The organism is Paracoccus yeei ATCC BAA-599, from assembly GCF_000622145.1.
In the GTDB taxonomy this organism is placed as follows: Bacteria; Pseudomonadota; Alphaproteobacteria; order Rhodobacterales; family Rhodobacteraceae; genus Paracoccus; species Paracoccus yeei.
In genome coordinates, this window is record NZ_JHWH01000002.1 from 358,673 (window position 1) to 378,773 (window position 20,101).

20 protein-coding genes are annotated in these 20,101 nt (G+C 67.4%); 5 read left to right on the top strand and 15 right to left on the bottom strand.

Annotation, left to right across the window (positions count from 1 at the left end):
- Nucleotide 1: 1 nt before the first annotated feature.
- The 3 genes from BU28_RS0103970 to BU28_RS0103980 form a co-directional block, all read right to left on the bottom strand.
- Nucleotides 2–454, bottom strand: coding sequence for a hypothetical protein (locus BU28_RS0103970; RefSeq protein ID WP_028718303.1), 453 nt, complete (start codon nucleotides 452–454; stop codon nucleotides 2–4).
- A 54-nt stretch (nucleotides 455–508) separates the two neighbouring features.
- Nucleotides 509–2,263: an alkaline phosphatase gene (locus tag BU28_RS0103975; RefSeq protein WP_028718304.1), complete on the bottom strand. Its 1,755-nt coding sequence runs from the start codon at nucleotides 2,261–2,263 to the stop codon at nucleotides 509–511.
- Between the two features lie 288 nt (nucleotides 2,264–2,551).
- Nucleotides 2,552–3,682, bottom strand: coding sequence for an OmpP1/FadL family transporter (locus BU28_RS0103980; RefSeq protein WP_028718305.1), 1,131 nt, complete (start codon nucleotides 3,680–3,682; stop codon nucleotides 2,552–2,554).
- A gap of 250 nt (nucleotides 3,683–3,932) precedes the next feature.
- Between BU28_RS0103980 and guaB the strand changes: the two genes are divergently transcribed.
- From guaB to BU28_RS0104000, 4 genes are all read left to right on the top strand, one after another.
- Nucleotides 3,933–5,381, top strand: coding sequence for an IMP dehydrogenase (guaB, locus tag BU28_RS0103985; RefSeq protein WP_028718306.1), 1,449 nt, complete (start codon nucleotides 3,933–3,935; stop codon nucleotides 5,379–5,381).
- A 137-nt stretch (nucleotides 5,382–5,518) separates the two neighbouring features.
- Entirely contained in the window at nucleotides 5,519–6,565 is a 1,047-nt protein-coding gene (locus BU28_RS0103990) for a methionine ABC transporter ATP-binding protein (protein WP_028718307.1), read from the top strand.
- Nucleotides 6,555–7,229 (top strand): methionine ABC transporter permease, encoded by a 675-nt coding sequence (locus BU28_RS0103995; RefSeq protein WP_028718308.1) that lies wholly within the window; start codon nucleotides 6,555–6,557, stop codon nucleotides 7,227–7,229. The genes BU28_RS0103990 and BU28_RS0103995 overlap by 11 nt, the downstream gene beginning before the upstream one ends.
- Before the next feature lie 18 nt (nucleotides 7,230–7,247).
- Entirely contained in the window at nucleotides 7,248–8,024 is a 777-nt protein-coding gene (locus BU28_RS0104000; protein ID WP_028718309.1) for a MetQ/NlpA family ABC transporter substrate-binding protein, read from the top strand.
- A gap of 58 nt (nucleotides 8,025–8,082) precedes the next feature.
- Here the strand turns inward: BU28_RS0104000 and scpC are convergent, their stop codons facing one another.
- Both scpC and BU28_RS0104010 read right to left on the bottom strand, forming a co-directional pair.
- Complete coding sequence (gene scpC / locus BU28_RS0104005; protein ID WP_028718310.1) at nucleotides 8,083–9,585, bottom strand: succinyl-CoA:acetate CoA-transferase ScpC; 1,503 nt, start codon at nucleotides 9,583–9,585, stop codon at nucleotides 8,083–8,085.
- 121 nt (nucleotides 9,586–9,706) lie between these two features.
- Entirely contained in the window at nucleotides 9,707–10,108 is a 402-nt protein-coding gene (locus tag BU28_RS0104010) for a DoxX family protein (RefSeq protein ID WP_028718311.1), read from the bottom strand.
- Nucleotides 10,109–10,220: 112 nt separating this feature from the next.
- Between BU28_RS0104010 and BU28_RS0104015 the strand changes: the two genes are divergently transcribed.
- On the top strand, nucleotides 10,221–11,132 hold the full coding sequence (locus BU28_RS0104015; protein WP_028718312.1) for a LysR family transcriptional regulator: 912 nt from the start codon (nucleotides 10,221–10,223) through the stop codon (nucleotides 11,130–11,132).
- Here BU28_RS0104015 and BU28_RS0104020 read toward each other — a convergent pair.
- The 10 genes from BU28_RS0104020 to coxB all read right to left on the bottom strand — a co-directional run bounded on the left by BU28_RS0104020 (nucleotide 11,095) and on the right by coxB (nucleotide 19,988).
- The gene (locus BU28_RS0104020; protein ID WP_028718313.1) at nucleotides 11,095–12,495 is read right to left on the bottom strand and encodes an FAD-binding oxidoreductase; all 1,401 of its coding nucleotides are present in this window, start codon (nucleotides 12,493–12,495) and stop codon (nucleotides 11,095–11,097) included. The two genes, BU28_RS0104015 and BU28_RS0104020, sit on opposite strands and share 38 nt — an antisense overlap.
- Complete coding sequence (locus tag BU28_RS0104025) at nucleotides 12,495–13,076, bottom strand: GNAT family N-acetyltransferase (RefSeq protein ID WP_028718314.1); 582 nt, start codon at nucleotides 13,074–13,076, stop codon at nucleotides 12,495–12,497. Before BU28_RS0104025 ends, BU28_RS0104020 begins: the two co-directional genes overlap by 1 nt.
- The gene (locus tag BU28_RS0104030; RefSeq protein ID WP_028718315.1) at nucleotides 13,076–14,341 is read right to left on the bottom strand and encodes a M16 family metallopeptidase; all 1,266 of its coding nucleotides are present in this window, start codon (nucleotides 14,339–14,341) and stop codon (nucleotides 13,076–13,078) included. Before BU28_RS0104030 ends, BU28_RS0104025 begins: the two co-directional genes overlap by 1 nt.
- A complete protein-coding gene (gene thrC / locus BU28_RS0104035; RefSeq protein ID WP_028718316.1) occupies nucleotides 14,338–15,726 on the bottom strand; it encodes a threonine synthase in 1,389 nt (462 codons plus the stop codon). The genes BU28_RS0104030 and thrC overlap by 4 nt, the downstream gene beginning before the upstream one ends.
- Before the next feature lie 9 nt (nucleotides 15,727–15,735).
- Nucleotides 15,736–16,407, bottom strand: a complete 672-nt coding sequence (locus BU28_RS0104040) for an SURF1 family protein (RefSeq protein ID WP_028718317.1) — start codon at nucleotides 16,405–16,407, stop codon at nucleotides 15,736–15,738.
- A 62-nt stretch (nucleotides 16,408–16,469) separates the two neighbouring features.
- Nucleotides 16,470–17,294, bottom strand: coding sequence for a cytochrome c oxidase subunit 3 (locus tag BU28_RS0104045; RefSeq protein WP_028718318.1), 825 nt, complete (start codon nucleotides 17,292–17,294; stop codon nucleotides 16,470–16,472).
- A gap of 32 nt (nucleotides 17,295–17,326) precedes the next feature.
- The gene (locus tag BU28_RS0104050) at nucleotides 17,327–17,899 is read right to left on the bottom strand and encodes a cytochrome c oxidase assembly protein (RefSeq protein WP_028718319.1); all 573 of its coding nucleotides are present in this window, start codon (nucleotides 17,897–17,899) and stop codon (nucleotides 17,327–17,329) included.
- On the bottom strand, nucleotides 17,896–18,168 hold the full coding sequence (locus BU28_RS0104055; protein WP_028718320.1) for a hypothetical protein: 273 nt from the start codon (nucleotides 18,166–18,168) through the stop codon (nucleotides 17,896–17,898). Before BU28_RS0104055 ends, BU28_RS0104050 begins: the two co-directional genes overlap by 4 nt.
- On the bottom strand, nucleotides 18,168–19,085 hold the full coding sequence (gene cyoE / locus BU28_RS0104060) for a heme o synthase (protein ID WP_028718321.1): 918 nt from the start codon (nucleotides 19,083–19,085) through the stop codon (nucleotides 18,168–18,170). Before cyoE ends, BU28_RS0104055 begins: the two co-directional genes overlap by 1 nt.
- A gap of 9 nt (nucleotides 19,086–19,094) precedes the next feature.
- Nucleotides 19,095–19,988 (bottom strand): cytochrome c oxidase subunit II, encoded by an 894-nt coding sequence (coxB, locus tag BU28_RS0104065; protein ID WP_260502667.1) that lies wholly within the window; start codon nucleotides 19,986–19,988, stop codon nucleotides 19,095–19,097.
- Nucleotides 19,989–20,101 lie beyond the last annotated feature (113 nt).

Genomic DNA, 20,101 nt, shown 5'->3' on the forward strand with positions numbered 1-20,101 from the left:
CTCAGACCCGTTCGTAACGCGCGCCGCGCAACCGAAGCTGGCTGACGAAGCCGGTGTCGGGATCGGTCCACGAGCCGCGTTCCAGCACCCCCCGCGCCTCGATCGGCTGGTTCGGATTCGTGAAGGTCTGGCGGCGGTCCAGATAGACGACCATGATGTTGTCGGGCCAGTCCGCGTCGGTCGAGCAGAACGGGCACAGCGCCATCGGGATCTCGGTCAGGACAAAGAATTGCGCCTCGGCCTTCAAGGGGGGCGCCATGAAGCCCTGGATCGCGACCTGCTGGCCGGTCAGGGCCTTGACCTTGTCGGAAAACTCCAGTCCCAGCGCGCTGAACTTGCCGTAAAGCTCGTCAAAGGTCAGCGCGGGCGCCGCCGCATGGGCGGGCCGGATCAGGGAAAGCCCGGCCAGGCCGGCCAGGCAGCTCCTGCGGGTCAGGGTGTGCGTGCGGATCATCGCTGCCTCCTGTCAGGGTGGCCCGCCCGGCTGCACCGGGACGGGCCGCTGTCGTCACTGCGCCGGCGCACCCAGCGCCATGGCATCGGCCAGCACGCGGTAGACGTCCGACTGCTCCATGTAGCCCTTGAAGGCCTCGGCCCCCGGGCCCGTAGCCTGCAGCACGATGTCGTCGACCGCATGGACGCCGGTGTCGTTCTCGCGCGGCAGGTTGCCCACGCGCAGCACCGCGCCCGGCAGGTCCTTGTAGGCCTCGTTCGCGACATATTCGCCCTTGTCGTTCTGGATCGCCGGAACGAAGGGACCGTCGAGCTTGGGGCTCCAGGTTTCGTAATAGTCGGGGAAGTTGCTGGAGAAGATCGCCAGCCGGCGCGACGGGTTGATCGCATCCGGGAAGCCGTCGGCGTTCTCGTCCACATAGTTCGGGAAGCCTGCGTCGTCATAGACGCCGACCTTTTCGCGTGCATCGGCCACGTCCTTGTCGTCGTCGATGGTGCCGATGATCGAAACGCCATGCGTATGATCGCCCGTCACCACCACCAGCGTGTCGGGGTGCTGGGCGGCGAAGTCGCGGGCGACGGCCACGGCCTTGTCAAACTCGATCGTCTCGACCACGGCGCGGTCCCAGTCCAGCGGGTGCGACATCTTGTCGACCGAGGCAGCCTCGACCATCAGGAAGAAGCCGTCTTCGTCCCTGGACAGCTGGTCCAGCGCGACCTGGGTCATCTCGACTAGGCCAGGCTGGTTCGGGAGCTTGTCGACGGTGCCCTTCTTCAGCTGGTTGCGGTCCAGCCAGGTGTCCATGTTGCCGGTGTGGAACAGGCCCAGGATCTTGCCGCTGTTGGTGCCGCGCGCGGCGTCAAGCTCGGCCGCGTCGGTCGCCAGCGTATAGCCCGCGTCGCGGAACATCTGGACATAGTCCTGATCGTCCTTGCGTTTCGAGCCGGGCACGTCCGACTTCAGGAAATAGGCCGAGCCGCCGCCCAGCATCACCTCGGGCTGGACCTGGTAGAACATGCCGACGATATCGGCCTTGTCCGCGCGCTTGCGGGTGTGGGCGACCACCGCCGCAGGCGTCGCGTCCTGCAGTTCCGAGGTGGTGACGACGCCCACCGAACGGCCGCCGGTGCGGCGCAGCGCCTCGGCGATGGTTTCGACCTTGGGGTCGTCCTGGCTGGGCGCGGTGCGGTCGGCATAGACGCCCAGCGCGTTCACCCGGCTTTTGTGCCCGGTCATGTAGGCCGACATGGTGTTGGCCGAGTCGGTCGCGATGGAATGCGTCGAGGAGGTGCCGATGAAGGCCATGTGGTCCAGGTCGTCCATCGCCAGCCGGCCGTCGGCCTTGCCCTCGGTCATGCCCTTGGACATGATCCGGGCGGCGGTGCGGTGCGCGACCGACAGCCCGTCCGCGACCATGAAGATCACGTTCTTGGCCTTGGCGGTCTCGGGGGTGGCATAGACGGTCCAGGTGACGGTCTTGCTTTCGTCGCCGGCCTTGACCTCGACCGTGTAATCCCCCGCCTGGGCCAGGGCCAGGCCGCGCAGGATCAGGGCCGAGCCCAGGATCTTGCCGTCCTCGTCCTTTTCCTCGGCCACATAATCGGCGGGCTTGCCGAAGACCTCGGCATAGGGCTGGCCGTTCACGGTCACGGCGATCTCGGTCTCGGGGTGGACGGCGTCCAGTTCGACCTTGAAGTCGAAAGGCGAGGCCGCGAGGATCGTCGCGCGGTCCAGCGGCATGATCGTCGCCGCCTGCGCGACCGGGGTAAACATCGTGGTGGCCGCCAAAGCGGTAATCAGAGCGCGCATTCCTGCCTCGTTTGAATCTCGTCCGAGCCGAAGCTCACGGCGCCCTGCTACCCACCACAGGTGACGGTAAGGTGACATCGGCGGGAAAATTGTCCTTTCTGCCCCGCGACCTATCCTGACGCACGGCAGAACGCGGCGCTTGGGCGGCGGCCCCGTCAGGCCGGTGGCACTGCGCCGTGGCGCGCGACGGAAATGCAAGACCGCACCGGAAGAAGGGCCGGTGCGGTCAGAGCGCTTTCCAGGGATGAACCGGGCCGCCGGGATGGTCCGGCGCGGCCCGGTCCCGGATCAGAAGTGATAGCCGACGCGGACACCCACGCCCCAGGCATGGTTGCCCGACATGCGCGCGCGGGCCTCGTCCGGCGTGCCGGTTTCGGCATAGGCATCGCCCAGCTTCACATAGCTGACGCCGGTCGTGACCTTGAAGCTGTCCTGCGTATAGATCGCAGCCAGCGTGACGCCCTTGCGCCCGTTGGTGGGCGCCAGGGGCGACACCAGGTCATCGCCGTCGGGTTCGTACATGACCGAGACCGAGCCCGACCAGTTCTCGGTGAACTTGCGGCCGACGCCGATGGTGTAGGTGGTCGTGTCCTCAAGCTCGACCAGCCCGCCCTCGACGCCGAAGCCGGCGGGCGGGGCGCCGACCAGCAAGACCGGCTCGACCTTGAACTCGGACCAGTTCACCCAGCGGATCGAGCCGAACAGCAGCGTGTCGGGCGCGATGCCGGTCTGCCCTTCGAGCAACCAGGACCGCGGGGTCTTGACCGTCGTCTCGCTGCCGACCGCACCGACCAGCGGGTGGGTTTCGGTCGTGTCGAAATCATGCTCGATGGGCGAGTTGTAGGTCAGCGAGACACGCGCCGCGATGTCGGGCCGCTCATAGGCGACGCCCGCGACCCAGCCCATGCCCCAGGCGCCGTCCAGGTCCACCTGATAGCCCGCAAGCGGGCCGTAGGCCGCCCCGTTCAACCCCACGACGCCGTCGGCGCGCGACCCGCGAATACCGCCATGGACCGAGAAGTTGTTCTCGAACTTCCAGCGCAGCAGGGCCGTGTAGGTGGTCGAGTTCACCTCGACGAAGGTGCCGCCCAGGGCAATCGATTCGCCCCCGGGATAGCGGATGTCCGCGCCGAAGGGCTGCTCCATGATGAAGGCGCCCGACAGGTTCGGGTTGAACTGGTGCTTGTAGGCGATGCCGGCGAAGCCATAGCCTTGCGCCACGTCCCCGGTGCCGCGCCCGCCGAACAGCGCCAGGTCGCGGCCCGACACGTCCGGATCGACCCCGCCAAAGCTCAGTTCGACGTAATCTCCCTCCTCGAACAGGGGGGCCAGCGACTGCGGCGCCCGCTCGATTCCTCCGGCCAGAACCGGTGCGGTGCTGCCCAGCAGCAGGCCGATCCCGGTTATCAGATATTTCATGTCTTCCTCCCCCAAACGGTTCCAAGGAACCCGGACAAAGCGTGCGGCAGCCCAATGGCTTGCGTCAATGTTATCATCCTTCTGACGCGGCGCCCCACGTCGGTTCGCGTTTTACGGGTGTTCCTGCGGCCACTTCGCCACACTGGGGCAAGCGGCACGGGTCGCGCGGCGGGTGTGCGGCCGCACTGGACATTCGGTTCCGCCCGTGAAATGGGAAACTGCCAAACGAACCCCTGACAAGGATGCTCCCATGCAGATTCGTGAGGCTTTGACCTTCGATGACGTTCTTCTGGTTCCTGCGGCGTCCTCGGTGATGCCGTCCACCGCCGATGTGACGACCTTCGTCACCCGGCAGATCCGCATGAACATTCCCCTGCTCTCCAGCGCGATGGACACCGTGACCGAAAGCCGCATGGCCATCGCCATGGCCCAGGCCGGCGGCATCGGCGTGATCCACCGCAATCTGACCGCCGACCAGCAGGCCGACGAGGTGCGCCGCGTCAAGCGCTTTGAATCCGGCATTGTCTACAACCCGATCACCCTGACGCCCGACCAGACCGTGGCCGACGCCAAGGCGCTGCAGGAACGCTACAACGTCACCGGCTTTCCGGTCGTCGATGCCGAAGGCCGCGTCGTCGGCATCATCACCAACCGCGACATGCGCTTCGCCAACAGCGACGACATGCCCGTCAAGGCGGTGATGACGGCCGACAACCTGGCGATCCTGCGCGAGCCCGCCGACCGGGCCGAGGCGATCAGCCTGATGAAGGCGCGGCGCATCGAAAAGCTGCTGATCACCAATGCCGCAGGCAAGCTGACCGGGCTTTTGACGCTGAAGGACACCGAACAGTCGGTGCTGAACCCGCTGGCCTGCAAGGACGAACTGGGCCGGCTGCGGGTCGCCGCCGCCTCGACCGTGGGCGACGAAGGGTATGAACGCAGCATGGCGCTGGTCGACGCCGGCGTCGACATGGTCGTGATCGACACCGCGCACGGCCATTCCGAAGGCGTGGCCCGCGCGGTCGCCCGCATCAAGAACCAGTCGAACGAGGTCCAGGTCGTCGCCGGCAACGTCGCCACCGGCGAGGCCGCGCGCGCCCTGGTCGACGCCGGCGCCGATGCGATCAAGGTGGGGATCGGCCCCGGCTCGATCTGCACCACCCGCATCGTCGCGGGTGTCGGCGTGCCGCAGCTGACCGCCATCATGGACGCGGTGCGGGGCGCGGGCGACGTGCCGGTGATCGCGGACGGCGGCATCAAGTTCTCGGGCGACTTCGCCAAGGCCATTGCGGCGGGCGCAAGCTGCGCCATGGTCGGCAGCGCCATCGCCGGCACCGACGAAAGCCCGGGCGAGGTGATCCTGTACCAGGGCCGCAGCTTCAAGTCCTATCGCGGCATGGGCAGCCTTGGCGCCATGGCGCGCGGCTCGGCCGACCGCTATTTCCAGAAGGACGCGGCCACCGACAAGCTGGTCCCCGAGGGGATCGAGGGCCAGGTGCCCTACAAGGGCTCGGCCAGCGCGGTGATCCATCAGCTGGTGGGGGGGCTGCGCGCCGCGATGGGCTATACCGGCAACGCCACCGTGGCCGAGATGCGCGGCGGCTGCCAGTTCGTCCGCATCACCGGCGCGGGCCTCAAGGAAAGCCACGTCCACGACGTGCAGATCACCCGGGAAAGCCCGAACTACCGGCTGGGCTGACCCCTTCGCGCGCGAAAAAGAACAGGGTTCCTCCCGGCGCGTCCTGGGTGGAACGCGATCATCGCCCCGCCCTGCCCCGGCCCCTTGCCAAGCGGTGGCCGTGGCGCATAGGTCAGCCTGACAGTCAGGACAGGATCATGGCAGAGCCGGCAATCTCATTTCGGGGCGTGACGCGCCGCTATCCGCAAAAGCGCGGCGGCGACGTGGTGGCGCTGCACGACATCGACCTGGACGTGCCCGAAGGCGCGATCACCGGGATCATCGGCCGGTCCGGGGCGGGCAAGTCCACGCTTCTGCGCATGGTCAACGGGCTGGAGCGGCCGTCCTCGGGGCAGGTCATCGTGCACGGGCGCGACGTGGGCGCGGCCTCGGACAGCCGGCTTCAGGCGATCCGGCGCGAGGTCGGGATGATCTTCCAGCATTTCAACCTGCTTTCCAGCCGCACCGTGGCCGAAAACATCGCCCTGCCGCTGGAGATCGCGGGCGAGCCCCGCGCCGCCATCGCCCCCCGCGTGGCCGAACTGATCGAACGGGTGGGCCTTGGTGCGCAGGCCGGGCGCTATCCGGCCGAACTGTCGGGCGGCCAGAAGCAGCGCGTCGGCATCGCCCGCGCGCTTGCCACCGGACCGCGCGTCCTGCTGTCGGACGAGGCGACCTCGGCGCTTGACCCCGACACCACGCAGCAGGTGCTGGAACTGCTGCAGGACATCAACCGCGAGATGGGCCTGACCATCCTGCTGATCACCCATGAAATGGCGGTGGTGCGCGACATCTGTTCCCATGTCGCCGTGATCGAGGCTGGGCGTATCGTCGAAGCGGGCGAGACCTATGCCGTGTTTTCCCGGCCCCGGCACCCGACCACGCGCAGCTTCCTGCAAGGCGTGACCGGCGTCGCGATCCCGCATTTCGTCAAGGGCATGATGACCGACACCCCCGGTTCGGATCAGGCCGAGGCGGTGGTCCAGGTCACCTTCACCGGCCGCCACGCGACCGACCCGATGCTGGCGCGGCTGACCGCCGAACGCGGCGTCAGCGTCAACATCCTGGCCGGCGCCATCGAGGAAATCGGCACCCAGCCCTTTGGCAGTCTGATCGTCGGCCTGCCCGCGTCCCGCCTGGCGGAATCGCGGTCCTTCCTGGAAGAACACGGGCTTCTGACCGAGGTGCTTGGCTATGTCGGCTAACCTGATCCCGATCCTGTGGGAATCGACCCTGCAGACGCTTTACATGGTCGCCATGTCGACCCTGCTCGGCACGATCATCGGCGCGCCGCTGGGCATCTTCCTGGCCACCTCGCGCCGGGGCGAGCTGCTGTCGGCCCCGGTGCTGAACGCCGTGCTGGGGCTGATCGTCAATGCCGCGCGCTCGACCCCGTTCATCATCCTGGTGGTGGCGATCATCCCGCTGACCCGGCTGCTGGCGGGCACCTCGATCGGCACCACCGCCGCCATCGTGCCTTTGACCATCGCAGCCGCCCCCTTCATCGCCCGCCTGATCGAAACCGCGATCCGCGAAATCGACGCCGGCCTGATCGAGGCCGCCCGCGCCATGGGCGCCACCCCCATGCAGATCGTGCGCAAGGTCCTGATCCCCGAGGCGATGCCCGGCATCATCCTGGGCCTCACGCTGGCCGTGGTCAGCCTGATCGGCTATTCGGCCATGGTCGGCGCGGTCGGCGGCGAGGGCCTGGGCGACCTTGGCATCCGCTACGGCTACCAGCGCTTCATGCCCGAGGTGATGCTGGCGGTCGTCGTCATCCTGATCGTTCTGGTCCAGGCGGTCCAATCGCTCGGCGAATGGATCGCATCCCGCTTTGACAAACGCGCGCCCCGCAACCGGGGCCGGTAAACCGTGAAAGGAACCCCCATGCGCAAACTCGCTCTCTTTGCCTCGGCCCTCGCGCTCAGCGCGGCCATGGCCTCGGCCGAGGACATCAAGGTCGGCGTCTCGGTCGGCGAACATGCCGAGATCATGGAGCAGGTGGCCAAGGTCGCCAAGGACAAGGGCCTGAACATCGACATCGTCGAATTCACCGACTACGTCGTGCCGAACCAGGCCCTGAACGACGGCGACCTGCAAGCGAACAGCTTCCAGCACCAGCCCTATCTGGACCAGCAGATCAAGGACCGCGGCTTCGACCTGGTGGCCATCGGCAAGACCATCACCACGCCGATGGGCGTCTATTCCGAAAAGCTGAAGTCGCTGGACGACCTGCCCGAGGGCGGCAAGGTCGCGCTGCCGAACGACCCGACCAACGGCGGCCGCGCGCTGCTTCTCTTGCAGGACAAGGGCGTCATCTCGCTGGCCGAGGGCACCGGCCTGACCCCGACGCCGCTCGACGTGACGGAAAATGCCAAGAACCTCAAGTTCCTGGAGCTCGACGCCGCGCAGCTGCCGCGCGCGCTGGCCGATGCAGACGTGGCGATCATCAACACGAACTACGCGCTGGAAGCCGGCCTCAACCCGGAAAAGGACGCCATCGCCATCGAAGCCGCCGAAAGCCCCTATGCGAACATCATCGTCGTCCGCACCGCCGACAAGGATGCGCCCTGGGCCAAGACCCTGGTCGACTCCTACCACTCGGACACGGTGAAGAAATACATCCAGGACAAATACACCGGCGCCGTCATCCCGGCCTGGTGATCGTCACCGTTTTCCAAATACCCAAAAGGCAACGCCCCGCAGCACGCGGGGCGTTCGCCTATTCGGGCTGCATCGTCCCGGTTCGCCGCAGCCGGTCGTGCCAGGACAGCGCCTCCTCCAGCAGATGCGGCGTATGCCCGCCGCGGGCCAGCGCGCGCTCGTGGTAATCCTCCAGCGCGTCCCGCCACGCGGGCGCCACGCAGTTCCGCAGGATCACCCGGGCCCGCTCGCGCGGCGCCAGACCTCGCAGATCGGCCAGGCCCTGTTCGGTCACCAGGATGTCCACGTCATGTTCGGTATGATCGACATGGCTGACCATCGGTACCACCGAGGAGATCCGCCCGCCCTTGGCCATGGACTTGCTGACGAAGACCGACAGAAAGGCATTGCGCGCGAAATCCCCGGATCCGCCGATGCCGTTCATCATCTGCGTGCCCATGACATGGGTCGAGTTCACGTTTCCGTAGATGTCGAACTCCAGCGCCGTGTTGATGCAGATCAGCCCCAGCCGGCGCACCACCTCGGGGTGGTTGGAGATTTCCTGCGGGCGCAGGATCAGCTTGCGTTTGTAATCCTGGAAGCGTCCCATCACCTCGGCATATTTCGGCGCCGACAGCGTGATGGACGAGCCCGAGGCGAACACCATCTTGCCCGCGTCCATCAGGTCGAAGGTCGAATCCTGCAGGACCTCGCTGTACATCGTCAGGTCGTGGAACGGGCTGTCGATGAAGCCGTGCAGCACCGCGTTGGCAATCGTGCCGATGCCGGCCTGCAAGGGGTGCAGGTGGCTCGGCAGGCGGGAATGGGCGACCTCGTTCTTCAGGAATTCGGTCAGGTGGCCGGCGATGGCGCGGGTGTCGGCATCCGGGTCCAGCACGGTCGAGGACGAGTCGAGCTTGGTCGAGACCACGATGGCCGCGATGCGCTCGGGCGGCACCGGGATGAAGGGGAAACCGACGCGGCTTTCCGGCGACACCACCGGGATCGGCGTGCGCGTCGGGCGATAGGTCGGGATATAGATGTCGTGCAGCCCCTCCAGCATCTCGGACTGGCTCAGGTTGATCTCCACGATCACCTTCTCGGCCAGAAGCGCGAAGCTCGCCGAATTTCCGACCGAGGTGGTGGGCACGATGCCGCCCGTCTCGGTGATCGCCACCGCCTCGACGATGGCGATGTCCACCGGGGGCAGCTGGCAGGTGCGCAGTTGCTCGACCGTCTCGGACAGATGCTGGTCGATATACATCACCTCGCCCGCGTTGATGGCGCGGCGCAGGGCGGGGTCGGACATGAAGGGGATGCGGCGCGACAACAGATGCGCCTCGGCCATGGTCTTGTCCAGATCGTTGCCAAGCGAGGCCCCGGTCATCAGCGTGACTTTCATCGGCGCGCGCTTTGCGCGCTCGGCCAGGGCCATCGGCACGGCCTTGGCCTCGCCCGCGCGGGTGAACCCGGACATGCCCAGCACCATGCCGTCGCGGATCAGCGATGCGGCCTGATCGGCGCTGACGACACGTTCGCGCAGGCCGGCATGGCGAATCCGGCGCAGGTGATCTTCGGTCACGGCAATCCTCCCCCCCAAAGGTCCGGCTGTCTTAGAGGCTCGGCGGGCGACGCGCAAATCAACCCTGCCATGCACGCAAGGAAAGGCCAGCGCCAGACCGGCCTTTCGCAAGATCGTTTCGTCAGGCGCGCTTGACCAGCGACCAGCGGCCATCGCCCAGCAGCGACAGCGCCACCATCACCACCGCCCAAAGCACGGTGTATTCCCAGCCGCCGCCGGGGTTCGAGAAGGTAAAGCCGTTGCCCGCGTGGCCAAAGATCGTGGCGCCCAGCAGCACAGCCGCCATGACCAGCGAGACCCAGCGCGTGGCGATCCCGGCCAGCAGGGCCAGCCCGCCCGCGATTTCCGCCAGCATCGTCAGATAGCCCAGCGCGCCGGGCAGGCCGATGGACTGGAAATAACCCGCGGTCCCGGCGGGGGTAAAGATGAACAGCTTGATCAGCCCGTGGGTCAGGAACCAGGCGCCGGTCACAAGGCGCAGGATCAGCGCCGCCAGATCGGCATTGCGTTCTTTATCGGTCATGTCGTCGTTTCCATGAAGAAAGGGGGTAACTGCCAGCCCAAATAAGGCTTGGCGATTGTCGCGAAAACTTCGATATTCGCCGACATATTGTCGCCATGGCGGAGCAAATGGAATGGATCGGATCGACGGGCTGCGCGCCTTCGTCTCGGTGGTCGATGCGGGGTCCTTTACCCGGGCAGGGCAGCGGCTGGGCATCTCGAACAAGCTGGTCAGCAAATATGTCGCGGCGCTGGAGCGGCAGCAGGGGGTCACGCTTCTCAATCGCACCACGCGCGCGCTGTCCTTGACACCTTCGGGGGAACGCTTCCTCTCCGCCGCCCGGCGCGTCCTATCGGCGGTCGAGGAGTTGGACGCCCAGACCCGCGCCGACCAGGGCACCCTGACGGGCAGGCTGCGCATCACCGCCCCCGTCGCCTTCGGCGAGATGTTCGTCAGCGTCCTGACCCACGACTTCCTGGCGCAGAACCCCGGCGTCAGCATCGACCTGCGCCTGACCGACCGCTATGTGGATCTGGCGGCCGAGGGCTTCGACCTGGCGCTGCGCATCGGCGTGCTGGGCGATTCCAGCCTGATCGGGCGACGCATCGGCGGCACCGAAAGCTGGGTCGTGGGCAGCCCCGCCTATCTGGATCGCCACGGCCGGCCCGCACACCCGGACGCGCTGCGCGACCACCAGATGATCCGCGACAGCAACGCCGCCTCGGCCCACCGGGCGACCTTCGTGGTCGACGGCAAGGCGGCCAGCGTCCCGCTGCCCGGCCGCGTCACGCTGAACAGCGCCCAGGGCGTGCGCCGGCTGGTGCTGCAGGGCGACGGGCTGGGTATCGTCCCGCGCTTTGTCATCGCGGGCGATGTGGCCGAGGGGCGGCTGGAGCGGGTGCTGGCGGATTTCCCCGGCCCCCAGCTGGACATCCAGGCGCTGTACCTGCCGCAGCCCTTCATCCCGCCGCGGCTGACCGCATATCTGGACCACCTGCGGGCGCGGCTTACGCCCCTGCTGAAAGAACCGCGCCCGGATTCATGATGCCCATAGGGTCGAGCGCGCGCTTGATCGCGCGCATGGCCGCCAGCCGGGCCGGATCGGCCCATTCGGCAAGCTCGGCCACTTTCAACCGCCCGATGCCATGCTCGGCGGAAAACGAGCCGCCGCGATCCACCGTCATCTGGTGCACCAGCCGCGACATGGCACTGCGGCTGGCATCATAGTCGCCGCGCTGCCGTCCGGCGGCGGGGAACAGGTTGTAGTGCAGGTTGCCGTCGCCCAGATGGCCAAAGCAGTTGATCCTGACGCCATGTCCGGCCAGCGCGGCGCCCGCGTCGCGGATGAAGCCGGCGATTTCCGACAAGGGCAGACTGATGTCATGGCTGGCGATGGCGCCGATGCGTCGGTTCGCCTCGGGGATGTGTTCGCGCAAGGACCAGAAATCCGCAGCCTGCTGGCCGGACTGGGCGATGACGCCGTCCAGAACCAGGCCGCGCTCCATCGCATCGACCAGAAGCCCTTCAAGCGCGGCGTCGGGGGCAAGCCCTTCGGGCAGGCCGACCTCGATCAGCACCGACCAGTCGGCGCCCGGCAGGGGCTGGCGGATCTCGGGCAGGACTTCGGCCAGGAAGGCCGGGCCCTGGCCGCCGATCAGCTCGAATGCGGTGACGCCGCCCGCCATCCGGCCCTCGGCCAGCGCCAGCAGGGTCAGCGCCGCCGCGGGGTCGGGCACCTGCAACATCGCCACGCCCACGTTCGGCGGCGGCACCACCAGCTTCAGGCTGGCGGCGGTGATGATACCCAGGGTGCCTTCGGCTCCGATCAGCAGGTCGCGGATGTCATAGCCGGTGTTGTCCTTGCGCAGCCGCTTGAGGTCGTGGACCACCGAGCCGTCGGGCAGGACCGCCTCGATCCCCAGGCACAGCGCCCGGGCGCTGCCATAGCGCAGCGCCGTGACGCCGCCGGCATTGGTCGCCAGGCAGCCACCGATGGCCGCCGTCCCCTGGCTAGCCAGCGACAACGGGAACAGCCGGCCGGCCGCCTCGGCCGCGTCGCGCACGGCCTGCAGGGTCATGCCGGCTTCGGCGACCAGGACGTTTTCCTCGGGCCAGGCACCGCGCAGGGCGGTCATCCGCTCCAGCGACAGGATCAGCGGCGCGGGACCATCCGGCATCACCTGCCCCGAGACCAGTCCGGTGCCACCGCCGCGCGGCACGATGCCCACGCGGGTCTCGGCGCAGGCGCGGACCACAGCCGCGACCTCGTCGGTGGTGCGCGGCGCCGCGACCAGCCCCGCCCGGCCCACATAGCGACCGCGCGGTTCCTCCAGATAGGCCGGCGCGACATCGCGCAGCACGCCCGCCGGCAGGCGCGCGGCCAGGGCATCGTCGGCGGGCTCATGCATCAGCGCACCTCGGTCTTGCCGCGCCGGTCGTGGCGCAGGTTGGAGTAAAGCACATGGTTGCGCCAGCGGCCGTTGATCTGCAGGTAGCTTTGCGCGACGCCCTCGTATTTGAAGCCCGAGCGCTCCAGCACCCCGCGCGAGGCCAGGTTCTCGGGCAGGCAGGCGGCCTCGATCCGGCTCAGGTCCATGGCGGTGAAGGCGTGGCTGACCAAGGCGCCGATGGCCTCGCGCATATAGCCCTGGCGGGCAAAGGGCTGGCCAATCCAGTAACCGATGGTCGCCGATTGCGCCGGGCCGCGCCGGATGTTGTCCAGCGTGATCGCCCCCAGCAGCGTGCCGTCATGCCGGATCAGGAACAGCGGCAGCGCATTGCCGTTCCGGCAGGCCCGCCGCGCCCAATAGACGCGATGGGTAAAGCTGCGCCGCGTCAGGTGGTCCGCCGCCCAGACGGGCTCCCACGCGGCCAGGAAGGCGCGGCTTTCGGCGCGCAGCTGCGCCCAGGCCAGATGATCGCCATGGACGGGCAAGCGCAGCACCATCCGCTCGGTTTCCAGACACGGCGGACGGTGGCGCAGGAACATCAGGCGGCGAGCCTCTCGGCCAGCCTGTCGCGACTGGGCGCGGCTCGGACGGGGCCGTAAAGCGCCAGCGCCGGGCGGGCGTTCGCGATCAGCCGCTGGGCGTGGTCGCGCACGTCCTCGACCGTCACCGCGTCGATGCGCGCCGCGACCTCGGCCGGCTCCGACACCCGGCCCCAGATCGCCAGCGAACGGGCCATGCGCTCGGCCTGGCCGGTCGGGCTTTCCAGCCCCATCAGCAGCCCGGCCTTCAACTGCGCACGGGCGCGCGCGATTTCGGCCTCGGTCATGTCCTCGGCCGAGCGGCGGATCTCGTCGATGGTGATATTGGCCAGATCGCCCACCTGGTCGGCCGAGGTGCCGGCATAGACCGTCACCATGCCGGTGTCGTCGTGGAACCCCGATTGCGCAAAGATCGAATAGCACAATCCGCGTTCCTCGCGCACCTTCTGAAACAGGCGCGAGGACATGCCGCCCCCCAGCGCCGAGGTCCAGATCTGCGCGGCATAGAAATCCGGGTCCTGATAGCCCGGCCCCTCGAAGGCCAGGGCGAAATGGGCCTGTTCCAGCTTCTTGACGCGCCGCGTCTCGGCGCCCTGCCAGCGGGCGGGTTCGCGCGCGGTCCGGGCGCGCGGCGCCAGATGGCCGAAGATGGCCTCGACCTGGCGCAGCACGCGGTCGTGGTCCACCGCCCCCGCCGCCGACACGATCATGCGTTCCGGCCCGTAATGTTCGCCGATGAAGCCCGACAGGTCATCGCGCGAAAAATGGCTGACCCGCTCGGCCGGGCCCAGGATGGTGCGGCCCATCGGCTGGTCCGGATAGGCCGCCTCTTGCAGCCAGTCGAAGATCACGTCGTCCGGCGTGTCCAGCGACTGGCCGATTTCCTGCAGGATCACGCCGCGTTCGACCTCGATCTCGCGCGCGTCGAAGATCGGGTTCAGCACGATGTCGGAAATCACGTCCAAGGCCATGCCGACATCGCCCGCCAGTACCCGCGCGTAATAGCTGGTCACATCTCGCGAGGTATAGGCGTTGATATAGCCGCCCACGTTTTCAATAGCTTCGGCGATCTCAAGCGGCGTGCGCGTCGGCGTGCCCTTGAAGGCCATGTGCTCCAGGAAATGGGCGATGCCGTTCTGTTCGGCGCGCTCGTCGCGGCAGCCGGCGTTCACCCAGACGCCGATGGCGGCGGAATGAAGCCCGGGCATGTCGCGGGTGACGACACGCAGCCCGTTGGGCAGCGTGCTGATGCGGGTTTGGTTCAAGCTGACCTCCGTTCAAGGATCAGCGATTTAAGCTTTTCCGCGTCATTTTCAACTCGGGTGCTGCGCTCGGGGCGCTGGAACAGGCCGGCCATCTGCGGCGGCAGGTCCGGGCGCAGGCCGATGGCGGCCTGCACCGCATCGGGAAACTTGGCCGGATGGGCGGTCGCCAGCGTGATCATGGGCACACCCGGGCGCAGGTTTTGCCGCGCGACGGCCACGCCCACCGCCGTATGGGGGCAGATCACCTGGCCGGTCTCGGCCCGGATCGTGGCGATCATGGCGCTGGTCTCCTCCTCGGACACGCGGCCCGAGGCGAAGGTTTCGCGCAAGGCCTGCAGCGCGCCCTGGCTGATCGCGAAGCCGCCGGATTTCAGCTCGTCCATCAGCTGACTGACGGCGGCGCCGTCGCGGCCATAGGCCAGCCACAGCGCGCGCTCGAAGTTCGAGCTGACCTGAATGTCCATCGACGGGCTGATCGAGGGCGCGACCGTGCCCACCCGGTATTCGCCGGTCGACAGCGCCCGGTGCAGGATGTCGTTCTGGTTCGTCGCCACCACCAGCCGGCCGATGGGCAGGCCCATCGCCTTGGCGATCGAGCCCGCGAAGATGTCGCCGAAATTCCCGGTCGGCACGGTAAAGTCAACCGCACGCCCCGGCGCGCCCAGGGATACGGCGCCGGTGAAGTAATAGACGATCTGCGCCAGCACCCGCGCCCAGTTGATCGAGTTGACGCCCGCCAAGCCCACCGCGTCGCGGAAGGCATGGTCGTTGAACAGATCCTTCAGCCGGGCCTGGCAATCGTCGAAGGTGCCGTCGACGGCCAGCGCGTGGACGTTCGCATCATCCGGCGTCGTCATCTGGCGGCGCTGCACCGCGCTGACGCGGCCGTGCGGATACATGATGAACACGTCCACGTTGGGCAGGCCCTTGAACGCCTCGATGGCGGCAGAGCCCGTGTCCCCCGAGGTCGCGCCGAGGATAGTGACGCGCTGCCCCGACTTTGCCAGCGCCATCTGGAACAGCTGGCCGATCAGCTGCATGGCAAAGTCCTTGAAGGCGATGGTGGGCCCGTGGAACAGTTCCAGCAGGTGATGCCCCGGCGCCAGCTGCACCAGCGGCGCGCGGGCCACATGGTCGAACCCGGCATAGGCGCGGGCGATGGCGCCGCTGAGCTCGTCCTGGCTGAAGCTGTCGCCGACAAAGGGCGCGATCACGCGCAGCGCCGCCTCCTCATAGGGCAGGCCTTCCAGCGCCGCGATCTGTTCGGCCGAAAGCGTGGGGATGGTTTCCGGCAGGTAAAGCCCGCCGTCGCGCGCAAGCCCGGTCATCATGGCCTGCGCGAAATCCAGAACCTCTGCCCGCCCCCGGGTCGAAACGTAGCGCATCGTGATCCTCTAGTATTGACGCTGCCTGATACGCCAGATCAGCGCGACTGTCATCCCTGCCCAGACCGCGGCGATCATGAACCACTGCACGGCATAGCTGAGATGGTTGTTCGGGATGCCCTCGATGGCGACGGGGATGGGCTCGACGCCCTGCGCGTCGCCCCGGACCTCGGCCGCGACGACCAGCACAGGTTCGGTCCCCAGGGCCTTGGCCATCGCAGGGACATCGCGCGCGAACCAGATGTTCTGGTCAAGGTTCGGCGCCGGCGTGGCCGAGCCCTTTTCCTGCGGCCAGTGCAGGTTGCCGACCACGTCCAGCCGGACCGGCGGGCGTGGGTCGCGCTTGTGGTCCTGATCGACGAACCCGCGGTCCAGCAGGATGCGGCGGCCGTCGTCGGTCACAAGGGCGGACACGATCTGATAGCCCCCGCCGGATTCGCGCGTGCCCGACAGCACGTCGATTTCCTGCCCCGTGGTGGTGCCCGACACCGTCACCGGCAGGTATTTCATCGACGGATCCACCGCGGCCGGCAGCGGCGCGGGCGCGCCCTCGATGCTGCGCTGGATGTCGGCCAGCATCGATTCCTTCCAGGCCAGGCGGTGCAGCTGCCAGACCCCCAGCGAGATCAGGATGGCGCAACCCAGCACGCCCAGGATCAGGGGAAACAGATAGCGGCGCATCGGCCCCTCTCATGCAAAACGGCGCGAGGGGTGCCCCGCGCCGTCCAGGGAATGGTTCGGGATCAGCGGCCCCAGATATAGATGACCACGAACAGGAACAGCCAGACCACGTCGACGAAGTGCCAGTACCAGGCCGCCGCCTCGAAGCCGACATGCTGCTGCTGCGTCATCTGCCCGCGCATGAGCCGGATCAGGCAGACGAACAGGAAGATGGTGCCGATGATGACATGGACGCCGTGAAAGCCCGTCGCCATGAAGAAGGCGCCGGCATAGACCGTATCGGCCAGGCCGAAGGCGGCGTGGCTGTATTCATAGGCCTGCAGCGCGGTAAAGCACAGGCCCAGGATCACCGCGACGGTCAGCCCGTTGATCGTGGTCCGGCGGTCGCCTTCGTGGACGAAGGCATGGTGGGCCCAGGTGACGGCCACACCCGACAGAAGCAGGATCAGCGTGTTGATCAGCGGCAGGTGCCAAGGATCGAAGGTCACGATGCCTTCGGGCGGCCAGACCCCGTCCTTGATCGGGCTGTCCGGTCCCATCGGATACAGCGCGTTCTTGATGAAGGCCCAGAACCAGGCGACGAAGAACATCACCTCGGACATGATGAACAGGATGAAGCCGTATTGCAGGCCGATGCGGACGACCGGGGTATGCTCGCCCGACTCGCCTTCCCGGACCACGTCGGCCCACCAGCCGAACATGACGTAGAGCACCGCGACAAACCCGATCAGGAACATCCACGGCCCTTCGACCGGCAGGCCCAGGAAGGTGATGCCCTTCATCCAGGCCACCGCCCCCGTCAGCATCACGAAGGCGCCGATCGCGCCGAGGAGCGGCCAGATCGAGGGCGGAAGGATCTGATAGTCGTGGTTCTTTACATGGGCCATGGCTGCGTTCCGCTGTTGCTGCGTCGTGTTGCTCAGTTCGTGGTCTCGTCCGTGCCGGTCCGAAGCGCCGCCTGCCGGGGCTCCTTGGTCCGATGGAAGGTATAGGAAAGCGTGATGTCGCGGACCCGGCCCGCGTCGCGGTCGTCCACGATGTCGGCGTCGACGAAGAAGCTGACCGGCATCTCGATCCGCTCGCCGGGTTGCAGGGTCTGCTCGGTAAAGCAGAAACACTGGATCTTGTTGAAATAATAGCCGGCCACGTCGGGCGCCACGTTATAGCTCGCGGTGCCGGTGATGGGCTCGTCGGTGGTGTTGATCGCCTCGTAGAAGGCGATAGCGTTCTCGCCGATCTTCAGCACCATGTCGTGCTGCAGCGGGCGGAAGGTCCAGCCCATGTCGGGATCGACGTTCGCATCGAAGCGGACGCGCACGGTTTCGTCCAGGACGTGGTCCGACCCCTGGGCGGCCACGTTGGTCGTGCCGCCATAGCCGGTCACGCGGCAGAACCAGTCGTAGAACGGCACCGCCGCCCAGCTGAGCGCGCCCATCACCACGACGACGCCCGCCAGCATGGCGACGGTGCGGCCATTGGACCGGGTGCTCATGGCGTTCCTCCGGGTGACGTGCCGACGCCCTGCTCGGCGCCGGGGGTGCCGGGCGCGGCCACGGGGGCGGTGCGGGCCGGCGGGTTCGGGTCGTGCGGCAGGACCGAGGCGCGGGGCTGGTGGTCGAACCCTTCCATCATGTCGCCCTGGGTGATCTTGACCACCGACAGGCCGAAGACCAGCGCCACGAAGGCCAGCAGCACGACCAGAAGGCCGACGTTGCGGCTGCGGCGGCGGTGGTGCAACTCGTGTTCGACCCTTGGCAGCATCACCATCCCCCAAGCCAATGCTGGACCAGAAGAGCCAGGAAATGCAGGAAGGTGTAATACAGCGACAGGCGGAAATAGCCCTTTTCGACCTTGTAGCCGTCGGCCTGGGCCTCGACCTCGGTCCGGCGCAGGATGCGCCAGCCGCCCAGGATGAACAGCGCGTTCAGGACTACCGCAACCGCCAGGTAAAGCGGCCCGCCGACCGAGGTGAAGCCCAGCCACAGCGCGAAGGGCGCCAGCACCAGCGTATAGGCAAAGATGTGGCGCCGCGTGGCCGCACGGCCATGCGTCACGGTCAGCATGGGAACGCCGGCCTTGTGGTAATCCTCTTTCATGAACAGCGCCAGCGCCCAGAAATGCGGCGGTGTCCAGAAGAAGATCAGCGCGAACATCAGCAGCGATTCCAGCCCGATGCCGCCCGTGGCGCAGGCCCAGCCGATCATGGGCGGAAACGCCCCGGCCGCGCCGCCGATGACGATGTTCTGCGGGGTCGAGCGTTTCAGCCAGACCGTATAGACCACGGCATAAAAGAAGATGGTAAAGGCCAGGAAGCCCGCCGCGAACCAGTTCGCCGCCAGACCCAGCATCATCACCGAAAGGCCCGACAGCGCGATCCCCAGCGCCAGGGCATCGCCCGGGGGCACCCGGCCCGAGGGCACCGGCCGCCCCGCCGTGCGCTTCATCACGGCGTCGATGTCGGCGTCGTACCACATGTTCAGCGCGCCCGAGGCCCCGCCCCCCAGCGCGATGAACAGCACCGCGCAGAAGGCCACGAAGGGATTCATCGACACCGGCGCGACCAGCAGCCCGACAAAGGCCGTGAACACCACCAGGGACATGACGCGCGGCTTGAGCAGCGCGACATAGTCTCCGAACCCGGCCTCGGCGGGCCCTTCATATGCGTTGATGTCGGTCACGGGGCGTCCTTATTCCGCCCGGGCCAGCTGGATCGGCTGGGCGGGCAGGTAATCCGATGCGTCGGCGGCGAATTCCTCTTTCGCGCCGGCCAGCCAGGCGTCGTACTTCTCCTGGCTCACGGCTTTCACGACGATGGGCATGTAGGCGTGGTTGATGCCGCACAGTTCCGAGCACTGCCCGAAAAACACGCCCTCCTTGTCGACCGAGAACCACAGCTGCGCAATGCGACCGGGCACCGCATCCTGCTTGACGGCAAAGGCGGGGACGGTCCAGCTGTGGATCACGTCGGTCGCCGTCACCTGGACCAGCACCGTCTTGCCTACAGGGACCACGACCGGGTTGTCGGCCGCCAGAAGATATTCGTCCTCGGCATAGCCGGCCTCGGCCAGGGCGTCCTTTTCCAGCATCAGCGCGTCGAAGGCCACGCCGTCGTTGGGATATTCATAGGACCAGTACCACTGGTGCCCGATGGCCTTGATGACCAGGTCGGGATTGTTGGGCATCTCCTGGCTGCGGAAGAGCGCCGGCAGCGAATAGGCGCCGATGGCCACCAGGATCAGAACCGGCACCAGCGTCCAGGCGATTTCCAGCGGCGTGTTGTGGGTAAAGCGCGCCGGAACAGGATTCGCGCGGCGGTTGTAACGGACAATGCAGATCAGCAGCAGCAGGCAGACGAAGATCGTCACCGCCGTGATGATGTACAGCACGAAATGGTCCAGCCATTGCTGGTCATGGGCCAGCGGGCTCGAGGCGGGCTGGAAGCCCATGCCGCGGGCATGGGGCTTGCCGATCACGGGCAGCTCGCCCAGCACGTCCTGCGCCCAGGCGGGAGCCCCCGCCACCGCCGCCAGTCCAAGGCCAGTCACCGCCGCCCATGCGCGGCGCATCGTCGCAATTGCCATTATCCCATCCCGTTGCCTACTGTGCCGCCAGCCCCCCAGGTCCTCCACCCCGGAAAGCCGGCATCGGTATAAGGTTGACAACCATATCTTCCCCGCACGGGCAAGTCATACCT